Annotated in this window: 13 protein-coding genes; 9 read left to right on the plus strand and 4 right to left on the minus strand. The window is 42.6% G+C overall.

From position 1 onward, the window contains the following. Positions 1 to 44 precede the first annotated feature (44 nt). The 9 genes from F8C76_RS00705 (at position 45) to F8C76_RS18625 (ending at position 15,569) form a co-directional block, all read left to right on the plus strand. Positions 45 to 551: an RNA polymerase sigma-70 factor gene (locus tag F8C76_RS00705; RefSeq protein WP_129654211.1), complete on the plus strand. Its 507-nt coding sequence runs from the start codon at positions 45 to 47 to the stop codon at positions 549 to 551. Positions 552 to 621: 70 nt separating this feature from the next. Further along, positions 622 to 1,821, plus strand: coding sequence for a FecR family protein (locus F8C76_RS00710; RefSeq protein WP_152130025.1), 1,200 nt, complete (start codon positions 622 to 624; stop codon positions 1,819 to 1,821). A gap of 212 nt (positions 1,822 to 2,033) precedes the next feature. Beyond that, on the plus strand, positions 2,034 to 5,423 hold the full coding sequence (locus F8C76_RS00715) for a TonB-dependent receptor (RefSeq protein ID WP_170283922.1): 3,390 nt from the start codon (positions 2,034 to 2,036) through the stop codon (positions 5,421 to 5,423). Positions 5,424 to 5,437: 14 nt separating this feature from the next. Beyond that, the gene (locus tag F8C76_RS00720; protein ID WP_152130027.1) at positions 5,438 to 7,198 is read left to right on the plus strand and encodes a RagB/SusD family nutrient uptake outer membrane protein; all 1,761 of its coding nucleotides are present in this window, start codon (positions 5,438 to 5,440) and stop codon (positions 7,196 to 7,198) included. Positions 7,199 to 7,364: 166 nt separating this feature from the next. Next, positions 7,365 to 9,539, plus strand: a complete 2,175-nt coding sequence (locus tag F8C76_RS00725) for a hypothetical protein (RefSeq protein WP_152130028.1) — start codon at positions 7,365 to 7,367, stop codon at positions 9,537 to 9,539. Between the two features lie 25 nt (positions 9,540 to 9,564). After that, positions 9,565 to 10,839, plus strand: coding sequence for a Gfo/Idh/MocA family oxidoreductase (locus tag F8C76_RS00730; protein ID WP_242502116.1), 1,275 nt, complete (start codon positions 9,565 to 9,567; stop codon positions 10,837 to 10,839). A 107-nt stretch (positions 10,840 to 10,946) separates the two neighbouring features. Beyond that, positions 10,947 to 14,339 (plus strand): 3-keto-alpha-glucoside-1,2-lyase-like domain-containing protein, encoded by a 3,393-nt coding sequence (locus F8C76_RS00735; RefSeq protein ID WP_170283923.1) that lies wholly within the window; start codon positions 10,947 to 10,949, stop codon positions 14,337 to 14,339. 100 nt (positions 14,340 to 14,439) lie between these two features. Further along, a complete protein-coding gene (locus tag F8C76_RS00740; RefSeq protein ID WP_152130030.1) occupies positions 14,440 to 15,258 on the plus strand; it encodes an N-acetylglucosamine kinase in 819 nt (272 codons plus the stop codon). Between the two features lie 89 nt (positions 15,259 to 15,347). Continuing rightward, positions 15,348 to 15,569 (plus strand): hypothetical protein, encoded by a 222-nt coding sequence (locus F8C76_RS18625; protein ID WP_170283924.1) that lies wholly within the window; start codon positions 15,348 to 15,350, stop codon positions 15,567 to 15,569. Positions 15,570 to 15,725: 156 nt separating this feature from the next. Here the strand turns inward: F8C76_RS18625 and F8C76_RS00750 are convergent, their stop codons facing one another. The 4 genes from F8C76_RS00750 to F8C76_RS00765 form a co-directional block, all read right to left on the minus strand. Further along, the gene (locus tag F8C76_RS00750; RefSeq protein ID WP_152130032.1) at positions 15,726 to 16,466 is read right to left on the minus strand and encodes a PP2C family protein-serine/threonine phosphatase; all 741 of its coding nucleotides are present in this window, start codon (positions 16,464 to 16,466) and stop codon (positions 15,726 to 15,728) included. 10 nt (positions 16,467 to 16,476) lie between these two features. Continuing rightward, positions 16,477 to 19,245 (minus strand): serine/threonine-protein kinase, encoded by a 2,769-nt coding sequence (locus F8C76_RS00755; RefSeq protein WP_152130033.1) that lies wholly within the window; start codon positions 19,243 to 19,245, stop codon positions 16,477 to 16,479. Positions 19,246 to 19,292: 47 nt separating this feature from the next. Then, positions 19,293 to 20,066: a tetratricopeptide repeat protein gene (locus F8C76_RS00760; RefSeq protein WP_152130034.1), complete on the minus strand. Its 774-nt coding sequence runs from the start codon at positions 20,064 to 20,066 to the stop codon at positions 19,293 to 19,295. Positions 20,067 to 20,243: 177 nt separating this feature from the next. Further along, on the minus strand, positions 20,244 to 20,774 hold the full coding sequence (locus F8C76_RS00765; protein WP_152130035.1) for a hypothetical protein: 531 nt from the start codon (positions 20,772 to 20,774) through the stop codon (positions 20,244 to 20,246). Positions 20,775 to 20,834: the final 60 nt, after the last annotated feature.

Raw genomic sequence — 20,834 nt, forward strand, 5'->3', positions numbered from 1 at the left:
TGAAAGCCAATAAAACATACCGTCTAACACCCAAGGAATACAAAATTCTTTTTGATACCCACCATGTTGCACTTTGCTTGTTTTGCAATCGTTATTTGAACGACCTTGAAATGGCAAAAGATGTTGTACAGGAAATCTTCATCAAAGTTTGGAACCAAAAAACGGTTTTTAAATGCCAGGATACGGTTAGGTCCTATTTGTACACAGCGGTAAAGAATAGATCATTGGATGTGTTGAAGAGCAAGCGGTATAAATCCAAATGTGATTTATCCGAAGAGGCAATACAAAGCATGGAGACTGATTCTTTTTTTTCGAGTGAGCTTGTTTTGCAAGAAACCGCACGCTTGGTGGACCATGCAGTAAATACCTTGCCCTTAAGATGTAAGAAAATCATAAAACTGAGTTTGTTGGGCTATAAAAATGGTGAGATAGCCAACGAATTGGAAATAACCCTGAATACGGTAAAAGCACAGAAAAAAATAGCCTATCGTAAGCTCCGTTTCCAACTTCGGGAGCACATTGCACTAGTGACCCACATTTTTTTGCCATAAAAACGGAAAACTTTTAACCCCATAGGCAACTTCCATCGTCTTTAAGTAAAAGGACAGCAACAATTATAATATGTTAAGAGATTTCAGCAAACTAATGGAACTGGCCAAAAAACTGGCCAGGACAATCCTACTGCGCGAAAGGATTGAAGAGGTGGATACCTCAAAGGAGCTGAATCAAGACGAGCGCGATTATATAATGCAAAAATTGGCAGAACCCAGCCATTGGCTTGAAAGAAGTCGCTTGAAAAAGGATGTGGATGAAACACATACCATGGAATGGGAAAGGTTAAAGGCAAGCACAATACAGGACTCCAAACTTAAGTATTTGAATACGGTACTCAAGATTGCGGCAGTTTTTATCGGAGTTGTTGGATGCACCTATTTTTTTCTCTTTCAAAATTTCACCAATGATGTGGGCCAACCATTGATCAAACAAGAAGCCATTACCCTGGAGCTTGAAAATGGTTCCGTTGAAAAACTGACAAAATCAGATCATAAACAGTTTAGGAACCGTCAAGGTAAAATAGTGGGGTTGCAAAAAGCCGGTCAACTGGATTATACGTCCGATAGTGAACAGCCCGCCGGTTTGGATAATACAGATAAACCACTGGAATATCATAAACTGACCGTTCCCTATGGTAAAACATTTCAACTTGTTCTATCCGATGGGACCAAGGTGCACCTGAATGCCGGGACCTCCTTGAAGTATCCCGTTCGGTTTGTCAAAGGCAAAACTAGGGAAGTTTTTATGGAAGGTGAGGCTTTTTTTGATGTCCATAAAAACAAGGAGCAACCCTTTATAGTCAATGCGGATGATTTGGGTGTTAAGGTCCTGGGGACTCGGTTTGTTGTTTCTTCCTATCCAGAGGATGCCTATGTGAATACGGTTTTACTGGAAGGCTCCGTTGGGCTATACAAAAGTTCTCAGGAAAAAAATGGGGAGGAGTATACGATGTTGGAGCCGGGGTTTATGGGGGCATGGAGCAAGGAGCGAGGGGATATTTCTGTCAAAGAAGTAGATACGGGTATCTATACGGCATGGACAAAGGGGAGGATGGTGTTCAGTCATATGAAATTCAAGGACATCATCAAAAAATTGGCACGATGCTACAATGTGTCGATCACAAACAGCAATACCCAACTAGGGGAAGAAACCTTCACGGCAACATTTGATGTCAAAATAGAAACCATGGAGGATATATTGGAGTCTTTTAAAAGAAATTATGGCTTCGATTACCATATGGAAAACAATCAAATCAAAATTTACTAACGCAAAAGAAACTACGTGCCTATGAAATGAATACTGGAATATAAATAACCATCACTCTGAAGAAAAAAATCGGAAAATGCGGACACATTCCCCGATTGGATAAAAGAGTGATTTAAACCAAATGTTAAATCATCTTAATACAGAACAAAGATATGAAAATCCTTTCGATGTTGAGGGGCATGCCCCCCTTATACTTGAAGTTAGACCTTAAAATGAAACTAGCAGTCTATCTTTTTATCATTTCCCTTTTTCAGGTTCAGGCAAATTCATATGCCCAGAACACCAAGATCACTTTGCATTTAGAGAATGTCAGTGTTGAAAAAGTATTGAGGGAAATAGAGTCGAACACACAGTTCAAGTTTTTGTACAACGTTAACGAAATTGAATATGCCAAGAAGGTCTCCATCAATGTAAAAAATAAACGGATCTCCAAAATCTTGGAAGAATTGTTCTTAAAAACCCCTATAACCTATGAGGTTTTCAAGAAACAAATCATACTCAAGCGTTCTTTGTCCAAAGGAGATGGGGCCACCCCCCAAAAAAATACAGATGCCAATGATTACCAACAAATGGTTTCGGGGTCTGTTAAGGACATTGACGGGAATCCATTGCCCGGGGTCAATGTTTTGGTGGATGGAACAACTACCGGAACCCAGACCGACTTTGATGGCGAGTATTCCATAGAAGCGGAAAAAGGAGATGTCCTTGTATTTTCCTACATGGGGATGATCACGCAGCGCGTTGAAGTTACTACTGATGTTATTACAGTAAACATGGAAGAAAATACCAGTAAACTGGATGAAGTGGTTGTTGTGGGATATGGGGTACAGAAGAAAGAAAACCTGACGGGAGCCGTTGGGGAGACCTCTAGTGTAGTCCTTGAAAATAGGGCTGTCCAAAATGCTGGTCAAGCTTTACAGGGTACCGTGGCGAATCTCACCGTAACGACCAACCCGGGTTCCCCTGGAAGAATCGGCCAAGGTTCTGCCTTTCAAATTCGGGGACTTGGTGATATCAATGGTGGAGCGGCACCGTTGGTTCTCATAGATGGTGTGCAAGGCGACCTAAACCTGTTAAATCCGGTTGATATTGAAAGTATCTCGGTATTGAAAGATGCGGCTTCAGCTGCAATTTATGGGGCCCGTGCAACTTTTGGGGTCATTTTGGTGACCACAAAAAAAGGTTCCAGAAAGAAAACCAAAGTGAGTATCAATAGCTCCGTGTCGAACAATGCCCAGACTATTTTTCCTAAAACAGTGAATTCCTTGCTTCATGCAGAAACCATGAACGTAGCTGCTGCCAACTCAGGAATGAACCCCATTTTCGGTCCAGATCAGATGGATAGGATTCGACAATATCTTTCCGATCCAGGAAGTATTCCAACCACGGTTCCAGAGCCTGGAGACCCTTCACGTTGGAGTTATGCGCTGGGAAATGCGAATGTGGATTATTTTGATGCGTACTACAGCGATTCCATGGTTAGCCAAAAGCACGATTTTGCGGTAAGTGGAGGAGGGGACAATACGGATTATCGTATCTCCCTTGGCTATTTGGACCAAGATGGAATTTTTGAGATGGGCCAAGATAACTACAAGCGGTACAATCTTTTGGCCAATATCAATACGGATTTGAACGAGAAGCTCAAGTTTAAGTTCCAGACCTTATATAACAGAGGCTTTACCAATGAACCTTATGATTATTCGGCGCAAACAGGGGATTTGTTCCATATTGCTTACACTAGGCCGCCGCATTGGCCGTTGTACGACCCTAACGGATACCCTTTATGGACTTCTGAAATCCAATACTTTGAAGGCTCAAGGCGTAAGACCAGGGAAGATGAATTAAAATTGATGGGAACTGTGGAATTCGAACCCGTTAAAGGTTGGAAAACCACGGCGAGGTACTCGTATTCCAAGTTAATGACGGAAGTCAACGCCCATCAGGCAATTTTGCAAGCACACGATACGGATGGCAACCCTTATGATATTCAATCCGTAAATTCTGTCAGTAAAACGAATGCATCCAGGGATTATGAAAGTTTAGAGTTGTTTTCTTCCTACGATAAAACAATTGGCGGGCATTATTTTAACATTCTGCTAGGAGGCCAGCGAGAAGATTACACCCGTAACGCCATATCGGGTTATGTTCCCAATTTGGTTACCGATGCCATACCGTCTTTGAATACGGGAACGGGTATTAGACAAACCTCCGATTCCATAGATGAGTGGGTCAATATTGGTTTTTTTGGTCGGGTAAACTACAATTATAAAGGAAGGTATTTGTTTGAGGCAAATGCCAGATATGATGGAACCTCAAAATTTCCAGTGGGAAATCAATGGGGCTTTTTCCCATCGGTATCCGCAGGTTGGAATATAGCCAAGGAGAACTTTTTCAAGGTTGAGGAAATCAACACCCTTAAACTAAGAGCCTCTTATGGGGAGCTCGGGAATCAGCAGATTTCAAATTACCTTTTTTATGCCCAAGTACCCATTCGTACCAACTTGGGTTATATTATAGATGGGGAGCGCCCGAACTATATCTCAGCGCCGGGATTGGTAAGCAATAATTTGACCTGGGCAACCGCCAACACACTGGATTTTGGTTTGGATGTAACCATGTTGAAGAATCGTTTGAGCCTAAGCTTCGACTGGTTCGAAAGAAAGACTTTGGATATGGTCGGTCCCGCTGAGGCTCTACCTTCTATTTTGGGAGTAGGGGTCCCGGTAACCAACAATGCCGATATGGAGACCAAAGGGTTTGAGTTGACCTTGGGTTGGAGTGATGTGATCAACGAGGACTTTAATTATTCGTTTCAATTCAATTTGTCGGATAACTTTTCCAAGGTTACCAGATACAATAGCTCAACCAATAATATTTGGGGCTATTACCCAGGTAAGGAAATTGGCGAAATATGGGGATATACCACTGCAGGAATTATCCAAAACGATGAACAATTGAACAATATGGCCGACCAGACCACATACATCTATGGTGGAAACTGGAATCTTGGAGATATTGAATATACCGATTTGAACGGGGATGGTGTGATTTCGCAAGGAGAGAATACAATTGAAGATCCGGGGGATTTAAGAAGAATAGGAAATACCACACCACGGTACGCCTTTGGATTTACCTCTCGATTTGAATGGAAAGGATTCGATTTCAATATGTTTTGGCAAGGTATTGCCAAAAGAGAGGTTTGGCTAGGCGATATTCCATTTTTTGGACTTACAGGCTCGTGGACACAGCAAGTGTTCGAAACCACAATGGATTATTGGACCCCTGAAAACACGGATGCCTATTTTGCAAGACCATATGCAACCGGCGAAATCAGTAAAAATCAACAACGACAAACAAGGTTTTTACAAGATGCTTCGTATGTACGGTTGAAGAATCTTCAATTAGGCTACTCCCTACCCAATACTATTCTGGACCCTGTAGGACTTAATAGACTTAGGGTATACGTAAGTGGGGAAAACTTACTGACCTTTTCTCCCATTGATGAGAATTTTGACCCGGAAAGACTTCATGGAAATTATGGTCCGGGTAAATCATACCCCTTGTTTAGAACAATTACCATGGGTGTAAATATTGAATTTTAAAATTGGACAAGATCATGAAAAAACATACACTAGTCACAATGATGGCCGTACTACTTGTTGCGATGCTATCATGCGAAGATGAATTGACCACGATCCCAAAGGACACTATTACCGATCAAGGTATTACATTCTCGGCCAATGAGATGGAAATGTATGCCAATCAGTTTTACACCTCGTTGCCAGGAACCATGGCTGCGTGGGCATGGGAATCCGATGCCGCTTCGGATAATGACGTTCCAGCATCATTTACGTCATATCCATTGGCATTTGGCACCCAGACCATTCCGGCTTCTGGCGGAGGTTGGGGATGGGGCAATATCCGAAATGTCAATTTTTTCTTGGATAATATCTCCGTATCCGAAGCGCCACAATCTGCACAAGACAAGTACCTTGGGGAAATTCTCTTTTTTAAAGCCTTCTTTTATTTTGATTTGATGAAAAGGTTTGGGGATTTACCTTGGTTGTCCACTACCTTGGATGTGGATTCCCCTGAACTTTTTGAAGGGCGTTTGTCCCGATCGGTGGTTGCAGATTCCATACTTTCCGTGTTGGATCGTTCCATTGATAAGCTCCCATCAAAATCACAGACCCAGGAAGGACGTATCCATAGGGATGTTGCACTTCTCTTTAAGGCAAGGGTTGCACTTTATGAAGGTACTTGGGAGAAATATCATGCAGGAACCCCTTTTGAAGGCGATGGTAGGGATGTTAATAGGTTTTTTACCCAAGCTAGGGATGCTGCCGAAGAAGTCATGGAGGGCGGATATACGCTTTACAATGATTTTTCGCACCCGGAGATCCCAGATGGCTTTAGTTATTGGAGGTTGTTCTCAACACCGAGTTCAGAGATTTCAAGCATATCTGAAGTGCTATTGGCAAGGGAGTACAGTGCCGATTTGGATCTGATATATTGGGGGCAACAGATCAGAACGTCCGGAGGACCAAATGGACATGGAATTTCAAAATCCTTGGTGGATGCTTATCTATGTGATGATGGATTGCCCATTGGCATAAGTCCACAATATATGGGTGATGAAACATTGGAAGAGGTTACCACCAATAGAGATCCGCGGATGAAAATGACCATCTCCACTCCGGGAATGCCAATCAAGATATCCAATGGTATCGTGGATGCATACCAACTACCTTTTTTAACGTTGAATCCATGGCCCAATACTACCGGGTATCAAATTTACAAGTGGCTCAGTCCATTTATAGCAACAGAAGATGCTTCAGGTAACAATACGTCCAATGCGGTTCCTTTGTTTAGATATGCAGAGGCATTGCTCATAGCTGCCGAGGCACATGAAGAGTTGGGAACCTGTACTCAGGAAGTGTTGGATAGGACCATCAACTTACTGAGGGACAGGGCAGGAGTCCCCCACCTTGATGAGACTGTTGGGTTTTCCGATCCCAATTGGAATTTTCCCGGGCTAACACCTTTAATGAATGAAATCAGAAGGGAAAGAAGAGTGGAGTTGGCTTTTGAAGGATTCAGGAGGGATGACCTGTATCGCTGGGCGGCCACCGATTTGATTCGCGCCCCCCGACTTGGGTCTAAATTGGAACAATGGAGAGATCGACCTTTTGAGCCTGCCTACGACGTAGACGAAGTATCCACGCGGATAGAAAATGTTGATGGCTATATTTCTCCTCTGCTACAAACTTTTGGCGAAGGGGAGGTAGGCTTTGATCCTTCAAAAAATTACTTGGCGCCATTGCCTGTAGATCAGCTTACCTTAAACCCAAACCTGGGACAAAACCCGGGATACTAATCATTGCATTTATAAGAAGTGGTTTAGTTGCGGTCTTCCAATTTTTACGGAAGGCCGTACACTAAATCATGAATCATATTCTGGTTATATTCGTCTAATGCGTTTCGCAGCAATCCACCATTTACCCCTTACAACATCCAGTATCCTTAAAAAGCAACCTCTTCAAATGAAATCAGTTCTAAAAATATTAATGTTCCTTGGGCCTATGGCAATCATCTATTTACTATTGGTATGGAATACAGCTCCTCAGAAAATACACGTGTACTGTGAAGAGGGCAATGATCTGTACAAGGTCATCCAAAGGTTGGAATATATGGATGTAGTGCGTTATGATAGCTTGGATGATTTATTGGATGGTATAGGTAAGGGAGAATCGGCACTTATTTTGGCAGACAATTACCCAAATGAACGTCTGAACGTACCAGACAATTTTTTTGATCTTTTAAAAGAGAAGAAAAACAGGTTTTATATAGAGTTCACAGATAAACTTCCCGGGGTGAAGACCCAGCCCAAAAATAAAACACCAAAGTATGAACGAGCCGTGGTAAACTCCTCTTTTTTTGGAAACCAGCCAGACAGTTTGGACATTTTGGCCATCAATGGACTTACCTATGTTCCAACCCAAGTTTCCAATGCCCATATTGTGGCTGCAAGGGTTGCAGGCCTGGATAGCGCCATTTATGGCGTTCCGAAAGAAAACAACCCTTTATTGTTCCAATTGAACAATTATGATGGATTGGTATCCACCACTGGGTTAAGTAACTTTATCAAAGGAAGGTACGCCCCGCAAGTTGAATGGCAGGGGATATGGAAATGGATTTTTCAATTTTTATTGGACGATGGTACTGTAATTGAAAAGTTGGACTGGAATCCCAAGATACAGACCACTTATGCCCGCAACGAGCAATTACCTTCCGATTATCAGAAAAAAAGCGTTGAGAAGGGCGTTGAATGGTTTAGAAATGCCAAAATGCTTGTGCCTGAAAAATATAATGGTATTCTACAAAACACTCACAATGAGGAAATAAAGACTGAATTCATTAACTGGAGTGATACCATTTCAAATGGGGATGGCAGTAATGGGGTGTTTGAATGTGTTTTTTCCAGAATTGATGAAAAAGGAAATCAACCCATCGGGGTGGTACTCCGGGGCGATTGCACAGGTGAGGTGGCTGGTGCTTTTGCGGCATCGGGAAAGTTACTTGGCAGGGAAGAGAACTACGAAATAGCCAATAACCTTTTGGAGTTTTACTTGAAAGAGTCATCTGCACTGAAAGGGGAGTATGGCAATCCAGCCCATGGAGCCTATGGACTTGTACCTTGGGGTATTTCCAGTTATGCGTGGTACAAGGCAAATTATGGGGATGACAATGCCCGTCTCTTTCTTGGCGCTATTATCACTGCGGCAATTACCGGAAATACGGAACAGGATGATATATTGATGCGTATGTTGCTCGCATTGCACCGGACCACGGGAAAAAATGGTTTTAGGGGCGATAGGATAGATTTGCCACAGTTACAGGAAAACGGCTGGCAACATTATTATGAGGGTAAGGTTATGAACCTTTCTCCACACATGGAAGCATATCTATGGGCCTGTTTCCTTTGGGCCTATGACAAAACTGGGGATCCTATTTTTCTGGAGCGCACTAAACAGGCAATAAAAACTACCATGGAAGGCTATCCCAATAAATGGAAATGGATGAACGGACTGGCACAGGAAAAAGCCAGGATCCTCCTGCCTCTTGCGTGGTTGGTTCGTGTGGAAAACACAGATGAAAATAGAAAAATGCTCTATACCGCCTTGGATGGATTATTGGAGCTTCAGGACGATAGCGGTGCCATAAGGGAAGAATTGGGAAGCATTGAAAAAGGTGTTTTTCCACCTTCAAAGAGTAATGCTGATTATGGATTGCACGAGGCTTCTTTGATTGCAAAGAACGGCGACCCTGTAAGTGACCTACTGTACACCACCAATTTTGCCTTGGTAGGTTTGCATGAAGCCTGGTACACCCTCAAGGATCCCCGTATCAAGAAATCAGTGGATCAACTATCCGAGTTTCTCTGTCGCATACAGGTCAAATCACCGGAACATCCAGAGCTTCATGGAGGGTGGATGAGGGCCTTCGACTTTGAAAGGTTCGAACATTGGGGGTCCAATGCTGATGCTGGTTGGGGAGCATGGGCCATAGAAAGTGGCTGGACGCAAGGATGGATCACAACCATATTGTCACTGCGAGAACTTGATACTTCCATTTGGGACCTGACCAAGAATTCCGAAATAAACAATCATTATGATGCATTGAAGAAAGAAATGCTTCCAACTGGAAAAAAACAATAAGATATAGCAATCAGATAAAATAAGAATGAACTTGAAAGAAGAAATGAAAAGCAGAAGGGGGTTTGTCAAAAAATCCTTGATAGCGGCTACAGGCATCAGTATTATACCAAGACATGTTTTGGGAGGTCCAAATTTTATTCCTCCCAGCGATCAACTTACCAAAGCGGTGATCGGTGTAGGCGGTATGGGCCAAGGCCATTTAACTTATGAGGGAACCAAATTGTTGGCCATTTGTGATGCCGATGCAAAACACTTGGCAGATACCCTCAAGAAAGTCAGCGGTGATGTTAAGGGATACCGCGATTTTAGGGAAGTACTGGACAGACCGGACATTGATATCATCCATATTGCCACCCCTCCCCACTGGCATGGGCTCATGTCCATTATGGCGGCAGAGGCCGGTAAGGATGTCTGGTGTGAAAAACCGATGACCAGGACCATTGGAGAGGGCAAGCGTGTTGTTGAAGCCATGAAGGTGCATGGGAAAATGTTTAGGCTGAATACTTGGTTTCGCTTCAAGAGTAACTTCTATGGTATGGGCACTCCAGTTAAGAAGCTTAAAAAAGTAGTCGACAGTGGTGTGTTGGGATGGCCGTTAAAAGTAACCATAAGTGGCATTACCGGGTTTAATTGGAAGTTCTACTGGGTAGGAAAGGAGAATTTGACTCCTCAGCCCGTACCCGGGCATTTGGATTATAATATGTGGTTGGGACCAGCTCCCGAAAAACCTTATAATCCGCATAGGGTCCATTCCACTTTTAGAGGATATTGGGATTACGATGGGGGCGGATTGGGTGATATGGGGCAACATTATATCGATCCCGTTCAATACTTTTTGGGCAAGGACCATACCAGTCCAGTTAAGGTTGAGGTGGATGCCCCGCAGCAGCATTATGATGCCATTGGGACTTGGAGAAGAATAACCTATACCTATGCTGATGGCTGTCAAATTATATTGGATGGCGAAAACCGTGATAAGAACGCTGCCTATATTGAGGGGCCTGATGGCAAAATATTCAATGGATTCAAATCCACTGTTCCCAACATCGAAGGCTTGATCAATACCCTTCCCGATCCAGAGGAGCAAATAACTACATTTTCGGAGTCCGTTAAAACCCGTCAAAAGTTTGCATTGAATGAAGAGAATGGACACCGATCGGCAACTATTGTCAATATGGGGGTAGTGGCATTGCGACTGGGCAGGGACTTGGATTTTGATCCCGTTAAGCAAGAGTTTGTGAATGATCCGGAAGCCAATAGATTACTGGACCAACCCATGCGTACTTCATGGGCCACTTGATCATTCACCATAATACCCAAATTGAAGAATAAAAGTATGTACCTATGGGATCTGCGGGAAACCAATCAAAACAGGACGTGTTCCATCGATCAAAAAATCACAAAAAAATGAAAAGGATAAAATATACTATATCAACGCTCTTTTTGCTCTTTGCCTTACAAACTTCCATTGGGCAGATAAACCGGACTTTGGAAACCAAAGTGGTGGATATATTGGCACAATTCCCGACCGAGGATTTGGAGCATTCGGACAGGTTAATGCAAGAAATGTTGGATTTGGATGCCAAGGGAATCCATGAATTCTGTAAACGTATCATTCCTCTGGGAACGGGAGACGACACCCAAGCAAGATATGCTGTTCACAGCTTGGCGGTATATGCTGGAAACCACAAAGAAAGTAGCGTCGAAAAAGCACTGCTAACTGCCTTGGACAATGCAGAAGGGACGGAGGTGAAAACATTTTTCATAGATCGTTTGGCGTTTTGTGGAAGTGATGTAAGTGTAGAATTACTGACCAAATACCTTAAGGACGAAGAACTATTTAAACCTGCTTTGGCCACGTTGACGGCAATAGGCACATCAAACGCGGCACAAGCCATTTATAGCACGACCCAGTCGTACAACGGAAATAGGAAAGCGGCATGTATTGCAGCATTGGGCCACTTGCGCTATGCCCCTGCATCAGAAGCTCTGGTTGAGGTGATGTCCGATTCAAAATCGGATAGTTTTCTAAAGCAGAAAACGCTTATGGCCTTGGCGGAAATAGCCAGCCCTGATTCATATGATATTTTTTCCAAAGCAGTCCAAAGTGAGGATTATCAATTGGGAAATAACAGGGGCATTATAGCATATGTCCATTATGGCAATAGACTTGTTGATGAAGGAAATTTATCCTTGGCCCAAACTATAGCCGAGTCATTGTTGAAAAACTGTACTCAGGACAGCCAACTGAATTTTAGGGCGGCGGGCATCAATCTGCTATCCGCTTCCAAAGGAAAAAATGCCACAAAGACGTTTTTGAAAGAGGCAAAGCACCATGATGAGGCCTATAGGGGGAGCGTTTTAAAAGCAGCCGGCCAGAACCTTACACCCAGTGGAGTCTTGAAATGGGTCAAACAATACAAGAAAATCGGGGATAGTGGAAAAATACAACTTTTGGAAATGTTGCGCCAACGTCAAGAACCTGAAGTGTTGGATGAATGCATCACAAAAGCAATCCTCTCGGACAATGAATCTTTAAGGTTGGCAGGTATAAGAGCTTTGGCCTTCCAAGATAAGAAAAAGGCCTTGCCCTTACTTTTTAAGACATTACAAAACACCGATACTGATGCGACTTTTGCAGGTATTGAAAATACCTTGTTGAAAATTGTAGGTGTGGAAGATGCCCCGCTCGTTGCCGGTGAATTACAGAATATGTATAATCAGAAAGGGAAGAGCGTATTGGTCAATGTTCTCGCCAAACGAAATGCAACAGATCAATTTGATGTGATCGCCAAGATGTTGGATCAAGCGGATCCTGGTTTACAAAAGGCCATCTATAAGGCACTACCATCCGTTTCTTCCGAAGATGACTTAACGGAACTGATGGATATACTCTCCTCGGCAGAAGACATGGAGGACATTAATTACGTGCAGCAGGCCATTGTCAAAGTTCTTGATGGCACCCAGCAAGAAAAATCTTCCTTGGTTTACAACGCATTTGCGGATTTTGGCGATAAGTCCAAATTAATTCCCATCCTTCCGGCAATTAAAGGTGATAAAGCATTGTCGCTGATAGCGGAACAATTGCAATCCGGCAAAGGTGAAGACAAAATGGCTGCAATACAGGCGCTTGCCGTGTGGGACGGTAACGAAAGCCTTCCATATATGTTCAATGCTATAATCGATTCACCAAAGGGCATCAGGGATTTGGCCTTTGGCGAGTATTTGAAAAAGGTTACCACCTCGGATTATCCCGATGACCAAAAACTGTTGTTGATACGCAAGTTAATGCCACACAGCAACACCATAGCGGAGAAAAAGCAAGTAATTCAGGCAGCCCAATCGGCAAAGACATTCTTGTCTTTGGTTTTTGTTTCGGATTATCTGGATGACCCCAACTTGGGCTCTGACGCATCCAATGCCATTGTAAATATTGCCTTGCCAACGCCTGGAGTCAATAATGGACTTCGTGGGGATGTGGTAAGAAAGGCCGTTTCAAAGAGTATGTTGAACTTATCGGGCCCAGATAGTCAGTATATCAAAATTGATGCGAAAGAGTTTTTGGATAAAATGCCCAAGGAAGAAGGATTCGTGTCCATATTCAATGGAAAGGACCTCACCGGTTGGGAAGGTCTGGTGGAAAATCCAATCAAAAGGCAAAAAATGTCCAAAAGTGCCTTGAAAAAAGAACAGGAAAAAGCCAACGCACAAATGTTGAAGGACTGGTATGTAAAAGATGGAGTCATAGGTTTCAAAGGAGAAGGTTATAATAATATTTGTACTATAAAAGATTATGGCGATTTTGAGATGTTGGTGGATTGGAAAATAACCCATGGTGGAGATAGTGGAATATATCTGAGGGGTACTCCACAAGTCCAAATCTGGGATACCGCACAAACCAAGGTCGGGGCAGAAGTTGGAAGCGGAGGTTTATACAATAATCAAAAAAATGCCAGTAAACCTTTGGTAGTGGCAGACAACCCCATAAATGAGTGGAACACATTTAGGATTAAAATGGTAGGGGAACGGGTTACTGTCCATTTGAACGGAAAATTGGTTACCGATAATGTTGTTTTGGAAAATTACTGGGATAGGGAAAGGGCCATTTTTGCAAAAGAAGCCATAGAACTTCAGGCTCATGGAGAAGATTTGGGATTCAGGAACATTTATGTTCGTGAGATACGATCTGGGAATGAACTTTTAAGCCTTGAGGAACAAAAAGAAGGATTTCAGTCTCTTTTCAATGGAAAGGATCTGGATCATTGGATCGGGAATAAAACGGATTATTTGGTTGAGAACAATGAACTGGCGGTTCAGCCCAAACGAGGAGGTCATGGAAACCTGTATACCGCCAACGAGTATTCTGATTTTATTTTTCGTTTTGATTTTAAGTTGACCCCCGGAGCCAACAATGGTCTTGGTATTCATGCCCCGTTGGAGGGCGATGTGGCCTATGTTGGAAAGGAGTTGCAAATTCTGGACAACACCGCACCGATCTATGCCAATTTAAAGCCCTATCAGTATCACGGCTCGGTATATGGAATTGCTGCTTCCAAAAAAGGATTTTTAAATCCTGTTGGAGAATGGAATTCCCAAGAAGTCATTGTAAAAGGAGACCATATTAAAATTATTCTGAATGATCAAGTCATTCTTGATGAGGATATTAAAAAAGCTTCGGAAAACGGTACTGCAGATGGTCAAGAACATCCAGGACTCCATAGAAATAGTGGGCATATAGGATTTTTGGGTCACGGCTCCGCACTGTGGTTCCGAAATATCAGAATCAAGGATTTAAAGTAAAAAGGGGGCAAACAAGAATATCAGGTTCTGGTCTTGGCTAGCTACGTGGCCATCGAGGTCCTTGTGAGATATGATTTCCTTTAATGGATAAACGTAGGATATGGTATTGATAGCGGACAGTGGCTCTACCAAGTGCGATTGGCGAGTTTATGATAGAATCGGTGCAAAGGTGTTTCAAAAGAGGACCAATGGAATCAATCCCATGATTCATTCTGATGAGGACATAGGGTTACTCGTCCAAGAGGTGAGAAATGAGATTCCAAATGAGATTTTACAGGTAGAGTTTTACTGTGCAGGAGGCAAATCCGAAGAATCGCAACAAAGATTGTTTCAAGTATTTTCCCAATTTTTTAAAGAGGCTCAGGTGAGAATAGAAGACGATTTGGGAATTGCAGTAAAATGTGCCAAGGGTGAGCCCAGCGTGGTATGCATTTTAGGTACTGGGGCCAATAGTTGTTTCTTTGATGGCGCCAAGATTCATAAACGGTTACCTGATTGGGGTTATCAGGTTATGGATTTAGGTAGCGGCAATTATTTTGGTAGAGAGCTATTGCGTAGTTATGCATACGGTTATATGCCCCGTGATTTGCTGGGAAAATTTGAGGACAGCTATAATCTGAACAACAAAGACATACTTCATGAGCTGTACCAAGGAGGGAACCCAAGTTCCTATCTGGCCAAATTTGCCAAGTTTATGATAGAGAATCGCGACCATCTTTTCCTACGGTCAATGATCCGGGATGGTGTAGATAAAGTCTTTGAGCACGTGTTAGGACCCTATCGGTATGAAATGGAGCAATACCCATTGTATTTTATTGGCTCCATCTCCTTTTATTTACAGGATTTCCTTAGAGAGAAAGCGAAAGTACTTGATTGTAAGGCAGTCCATTTTATAAGTAAGCCGATAGAGCATTTATAGATGGTATTATAGGTTTGGTGATGTTGGCTTTCATCTTAATTTAGTTGATAGGGTGAAGAGGCCTATTATTGTTGGTTACCTCTCTTATATTGGGGATTTCCTTTATATTATTGAAAATTGGTTTCTCAAGTATCGAAGAAGAAGAAGAAGAAGAAGAAGAAGAAGAAGAAGAAGAAGAAGAAGAAACGTTGTTTCTTTTCCGTGAATTGGGATGTGTGCCGTTTTTCTGTTGGAATGGATGGTGGTGTTCCGAGTATGGGAAATACAGTTCATATATGATGGTAATCCTTTTCGATATATTAGACAATTAAGCCCTTTTGATTACCCAAGTAATAATGGCTTTTGAGATTATTTGTTGATTGATTTAGATAGGGTTTAAATCAATGCCCCAGATTTTTGGTTGTTTCTATTTCCATATATCTTGACTTGGAAGTAAGGAGTAAAATTGAATGTTTTTTGATTCACATCTATCCACATATCTTAATAAGATACATGGAATAGTTGTCCTTGGTCACCCCTTGGGCGTTTGCAAGAATATTGGATTTGATTTCGTCCACAGTTTCACTTTCCTTGAACCAAGTCCCAATCTCTTTTTTTGAAAGGTTCTCCATGATACCATCGGAGCAAAGAAAAAAGAAATCATTCGCCTTGATGTCTCCAATTACCTTTTGATCGATCCTTGTTGGATTAGCTCCGTTTATGGCCCTTGTAATGATGTTTCGTTTGGGGTGGGTTTGAGCCTCTTCTTCGGTGATTTCACCCATATCCACCATGCTTTGGACCACGGAATGATCCTTCGTCTGAAAAAGGACTTCACCATCCCTGATGTGATAGACCCTACTATCGCCAACCCATCCTATTAAAGCCTTATTGTCCGTGTCGGAAATCAATAAAAGTGTAAGAGTGCTGGCCATGCCCATGGCTTCTGGATGGGTTTCGAGATATTCACCCATATGTTGTTCAATGCTTTGTAGGGCGGAAGGCAAATAGGTTTCATCCTCAATATTCTCCATTGGATTTTCCGAAAGATACTTGGAAAGACCCGTACAGACCATGGAAGAGGCCACTTCGCCCTTGGCCTGGCCACCGACACCATCACAAACCATGAATAATCTGTTTTTTTCCGATACCTCTTCGGGGTAAATGGCATCCTCGTTGTTTGATCGCTGGCCAATTTCATGGCAATGCACTGGTAAATAAAGCTTCATTAAAACCTGTTTAATAATTTTTCTTTAAGAAATCACAAGCTGATTGATAGCCGGCGGTACAGGATTTATTGAACCATGTTTTTGCCACAGCCTTATTGGTGGATACACTTTTGGCATAGTAATAGCACAATCCCAAATTATACATGGCGTAAGAGTTTCCATTGTTGGCGGCTTTTGTATAATAATCAAAAGCTGTTTTCAGGTTTTTGGTGGTGCCTCTTCCGAGTTCATACATGACTCCCAAATAATTTTGGGCATCGGCGTTGTTTTGCCCGGCGGCCTTTAAGAACCAGGTTTTGGCCAAACTGTAATACTTGTCGTTATAATCTATTAAACCTACCATATACTGGGCCTCGGCGTCACCTTGGTCCGCTGCTTTTTTGTACCACGTACGCGCCACGATCTTCTCTTGTCCGGGAACTTTTCCATCATAAATCAAACGGCCTAAGGCTTTTTGGGCGTTGAGATACCCATTGTTGGCGGATAATCTATACCATTTCTCCGCTTCTGTATAATCAACAGGCCCCTCAATTCCATTTTCTGCCATCACGCCCAACATATATTGACCCAAATAGTTGTTGAGATTGGCCGTTTTGATGAAATATTCCTTTGCAATCTTCCGATTTTTGGTTTTCCCTTTCCCATCATAGTACAATCTACCCAATGCATATTGAGCCGAGGCATTGTTTTGTGCAGCTGCCAGTTCGTACCACCGTATGGCGCCTTCAAGATCTACTTTGCCATCATCTCCATGTTCAAGGATGTCCCCCATTTTGTATTGCGCCTGTGAATACCCCTTATTGGCGGAAACCAAGAACCATTTTTTAGCTTCTACCATATCTTTTGTGGTACCGAGTCCTTGATAATAGATCAGTCCTAAGTTATAAGCTCCAAAAGCATTGCCTCTATCTGCGGCCATTTGGAACCATTTTTTGGCTTCCACATATTTCTTTTCCTCATAAAAGATGATCCCAAGTTCATTTTGGGCATCCAAATAGCCACGGTCTGCTGCTTTTGTGTACCATTGAACCGCTCTTAGCCTATCCCTTTCAGTCAAAGTTCCATAGTAGTAGAATTTACCCAACGTATACTGTGAAACCACATCGTTGCTTTCAGCGGCACTGGTGTATAGTTCAAATGCTTTTATGGTATCCTTGGGAACCGCTTGGCCATTGCGGTACATTTCGGCCAAACCGCGATAGCAGGAATATCTATTGAGATCTTTGCCTTTTTCATACATTTTAAAAGCATCCTCATATTTTTTCTGATACTTGTACAAAATGGCCAAGTTCTCTACAGCTGCAGGGTGATCTTGTTCAGCTGCTTTTTTGTATTGTTCTTCGGCTTTAACGGGGTCTTTTTCAATGGCATATCCATTCCACTGCATTAGACCATAGACATTTTGAGCTTCTGGATTGCCCTTTTGGCTTTGTTTTTTAACCTCTTCCAAAACCTCCCTGAAATATTCTGACGCTTTTGTTGTATCCTTTTCTACACCAAAACCATTTTGATAGGCCCATGCATATTGAAAGTTGGCCATCTCATACCCAGATTCCATTGACTTATCCACATATTCAAGTGCTTTGCCATAGTCTACGTCGGTGCCATATCCATAATTGCTCATGGTGGCAAGGAAGTAATTGGCCTCCCCCGAATCGTATTCAGCGGCCTCTTGATAGAGACTGTAGGCTTTTTCGTGGTCCCCGGTCTTATAGGATTCCCAAGCATCGGACAGCAATGATTTTATTTGGGAAGCCCTAAAAAAGGCGTACCCTCCGTATCCTGCACCCAAAATCAAGGCAGTCAATAGCAAAACGGGCCAGACTTTTTTCTTCTTTTTGGGTTTGGCTTTCGGTGCGGAAAATTGTGTTTCATTTCCTCCCAAGAACACGGTTCCACTTTCATTGCTCTCTCCATTAATATCCCGGATGAAATCGGATACGGAGGCATATCGGTCCGTAGCATTTTTCTGCAAACAAGTTTTTATGCAGTTCTTAAATCTTTCGGGCACCTCGGAATAATCGGGATCTTCCCCAACGATACCATCCCGAATGAGTTCATAATCCTTCTTGTCATGCCCAAAAGGCAATTTTCCGGTCAATATTTTGTAGAAGATAATGCCAAGTGCCCAAATATCGGTACGTTCGCTTATATCCCCATTCAGTCCGAATTTCTTTTTAAAGAATTGCTCAGGAGCCATGTAGTGAGGTGTTCCCACACCTTCGGTCATAGATTGTTGTATGGTCTTATCGGACAGTATGTCCTGACTTATCCCAAAATCGGTCACCTTTGAAACCTTGTTCCCCTTTCGGTCTTTGGAAAACAGTACATTTCCAGGTTTTAAATCCCTGTGGATAATGCCCTGTTTGTGAAGATAATCCACTGCTTGGGCCACTTCCACAATGATGTTCTTTCCTTCATCCAAAGAGAGCTTTCGGTGTATGGCTTGGCCCAAGGTTCCTTCCCCTGCATATTCCATGATCAACACAGGATAGCTGACATTTCTACCCATGGCATCGGTATGGGTGATGTATTCCAGACCATAATAGGTGATGAGGTGCGTATGCGATAACCCATCTATTTTGGAAAACTCCTGTTCCAAGCTGTATTTTTTCTGTCCAGTGCTCCCAGACGTACCTCTTGAAACAGCTTCTTTGTAAATTTTAAGGGCCACATACCTTCCTTCGGCATTGAGGTCCTTGGCCTTGAACACTTCGGCAAACCCGCCCTCAGCTATAAGGTCTTTTTCGGGGTCCCATTCGTAATGTGATAGTTTCATGATGGTCGGTGTAGTTGAATTTGGTTACGGTTTGGTGTTGATTTTGATTAACTGGCTTCTTGTATGTGGGTCACCATTTTGCAGGCATTGGAATGCCCTTGGTCACAGGCCTTTTTGTACCAAGCCTCGGCCTTGCCTAGGTCTTTGGTTACTTCACTGCCATTATAATAGAGGTTTCCAAGGGTTACATTGGCATCAATATACCCCAATTTGGAAGCCTTTTCAAGAAACTCAATGGCGCTGTCCACATCCTTGTCCTTGCCCTGTCCGGAAAGGTTCATTACGCCAAGATTGAACACGGCCGGACCATATTCTTTTTTGGCCGATTTTTCAAAATAGCGCATGGCTTTTGGGTAATTCACCGGGGTGTTCTTACCAAAGTAATATTTACATCCTTGTGCAAAAAGAGCTTTCTTGTTTTTTGGAAAGAACCAAATTACGGCAAGGACCGCAAGTAGTATCCAAAGGGAAAATCCCCATAACCATTCAGTAAGCTCTATTTTGTAGGGTGGGAGTGGGGTGGGCAGAACTCCGCTGGTCTGGAATTTTTTTATCTGCTCTTCATCCAAGGGATAGTATGTATCTATACTTCCTTTTACCCCCAGTACATAACCATCATCTGTCATGTAGACTCCCATAAAAATGAACAGGGATGTTGTTTTATGGGCGAGGTAGAGGTCTTCGCCATTGGTACCTTTAATATCGACGTCGGTAATTTTTTGGATTCGCTCGCTCTTTCCAAAAATTCCCCCTATCCGTCTTGCAGATGCAAGGTTGGGAATCAAAGTGAGCAAAGCGATCAGGAATAGTAATTTTTTCATTTTGTGATGAAGTGTTAAGGTTGAAAGTAATGATATATCTTCTTGTACCTGAACCTATTCGACAGTCAGCATTAAAAATAGGCATATGAAACTTTTTATACCAACATTTTTGCGGCTTGGGGTCAAATACGTTTTGGATTTATGAAATAGCAATGTGGTAACTGGATTATTTACGGATTATTCAGTCTCCGTTGGCAGTCCAACCGAAATGTTGTTTTCTCCCATGGCAATTACCTTAAAGGGCGCTCTCGTATTTTGGGAGATCTCTTGCCAAATGGCATCGGCCGTTTGTTTGGTTTCAATTTGAATGGTAACAACCCCGTCCGAAAAGGTTTTGGAGGTTTTTTTCACTCCATTTTTCTTGGAGAGCTCATTGTACAGGTTTTGTACATTTTCATCTCCATAGGCAACAGAATCTATGGAGATCACTATTTTGTTCTTGCTTTTTTCCTTCTTGGAACCGAACAAAATACTTCCCACTTTTCCAACGGTTTCCTTGGCACCTTCAATGGTATTGTCAATGCCTTCCACCGTTTGGTCAATGTCGTCGTTGGTTTTTTGAACGGTTTGGTCCACCTGTTCAACTTGATCAGCAGTCTTGCTGGTCATTCCCCGGTTTCTTCTTTTAGCGGCTTCTGAGTCTTGCGCATTTACAAAACCGAAAAACAAGCCCATTAGAATAATTGCGTGTACTTTTTTGGATGTCATTTTTGATCGTTTTGGTTATACATTCTATGGGTATATAACCGCAGATTGGAGATGTCATCT

The sequence above is a fragment of the Flagellimonas olearia genome, from assembly GCF_009184425.1.
Taxonomy (GTDB): Bacteria; Bacteroidota; Bacteroidia; order Flavobacteriales; family Flavobacteriaceae; genus Flagellimonas; species Flagellimonas olearia.

Excerpts from the sequence above, each read along its gene's own strand:
- F8C76_RS00710 (WP_152130025.1), top strand. The coding sequence starts at position 622 with ATGTTAAGAGATTTCAGCAAACTAATGGAACTGGCCAAAAAACTGGCC.
- F8C76_RS00715 (WP_170283922.1), top strand. The coding sequence starts at position 2,034 with ATGAAACTAGCAGTCTATCTTTTTATCATTTCCCTTTTTCAGGTTCAG.
- F8C76_RS00720 (WP_152130027.1), top strand. The coding sequence starts at position 5,438 with ATGAAAAAACATACACTAGTCACAATGATGGCCGTACTACTTGTTGCG.
- F8C76_RS00725 (WP_152130028.1), top strand. The coding sequence starts at position 7,365 with ATGAAATCAGTTCTAAAAATATTAATGTTCCTTGGGCCTATGGCAATC.
- F8C76_RS00730 (WP_242502116.1), top strand. The coding sequence starts at position 9,565 with ATGAACTTGAAAGAAGAAATGAAAAGCAGAAGGGGGTTTGTCAAAAAA.
- F8C76_RS00735 (WP_170283923.1), top strand. The coding sequence starts at position 10,947 with ATGAAAAGGATAAAATATACTATATCAACGCTCTTTTTGCTCTTTGCC.
- F8C76_RS00740 (WP_152130030.1), top strand. The coding sequence starts at position 14,440 with ATGGTATTGATAGCGGACAGTGGCTCTACCAAGTGCGATTGGCGAGTT.
- F8C76_RS00750 (WP_152130032.1), bottom strand. The coding sequence starts at position 16,466 with ATGAAGCTTTATTTACCAGTGCATTGCCATGAAATTGGCCAGCGATCA.
- F8C76_RS00755 (WP_152130033.1), bottom strand. The coding sequence starts at position 19,245 with ATGAAACTATCACATTACGAATGGGACCCCGAAAAAGACCTTATAGCT.
- F8C76_RS00760 (WP_152130034.1), bottom strand. The coding sequence starts at position 20,066 with ATGAAAAAATTACTATTCCTGATCGCTTTGCTCACTTTGATTCCCAAC.
- F8C76_RS00765 (WP_152130035.1), bottom strand. The coding sequence starts at position 20,774 with ATGACATCCAAAAAAGTACACGCAATTATTCTAATGGGCTTGTTTTTC.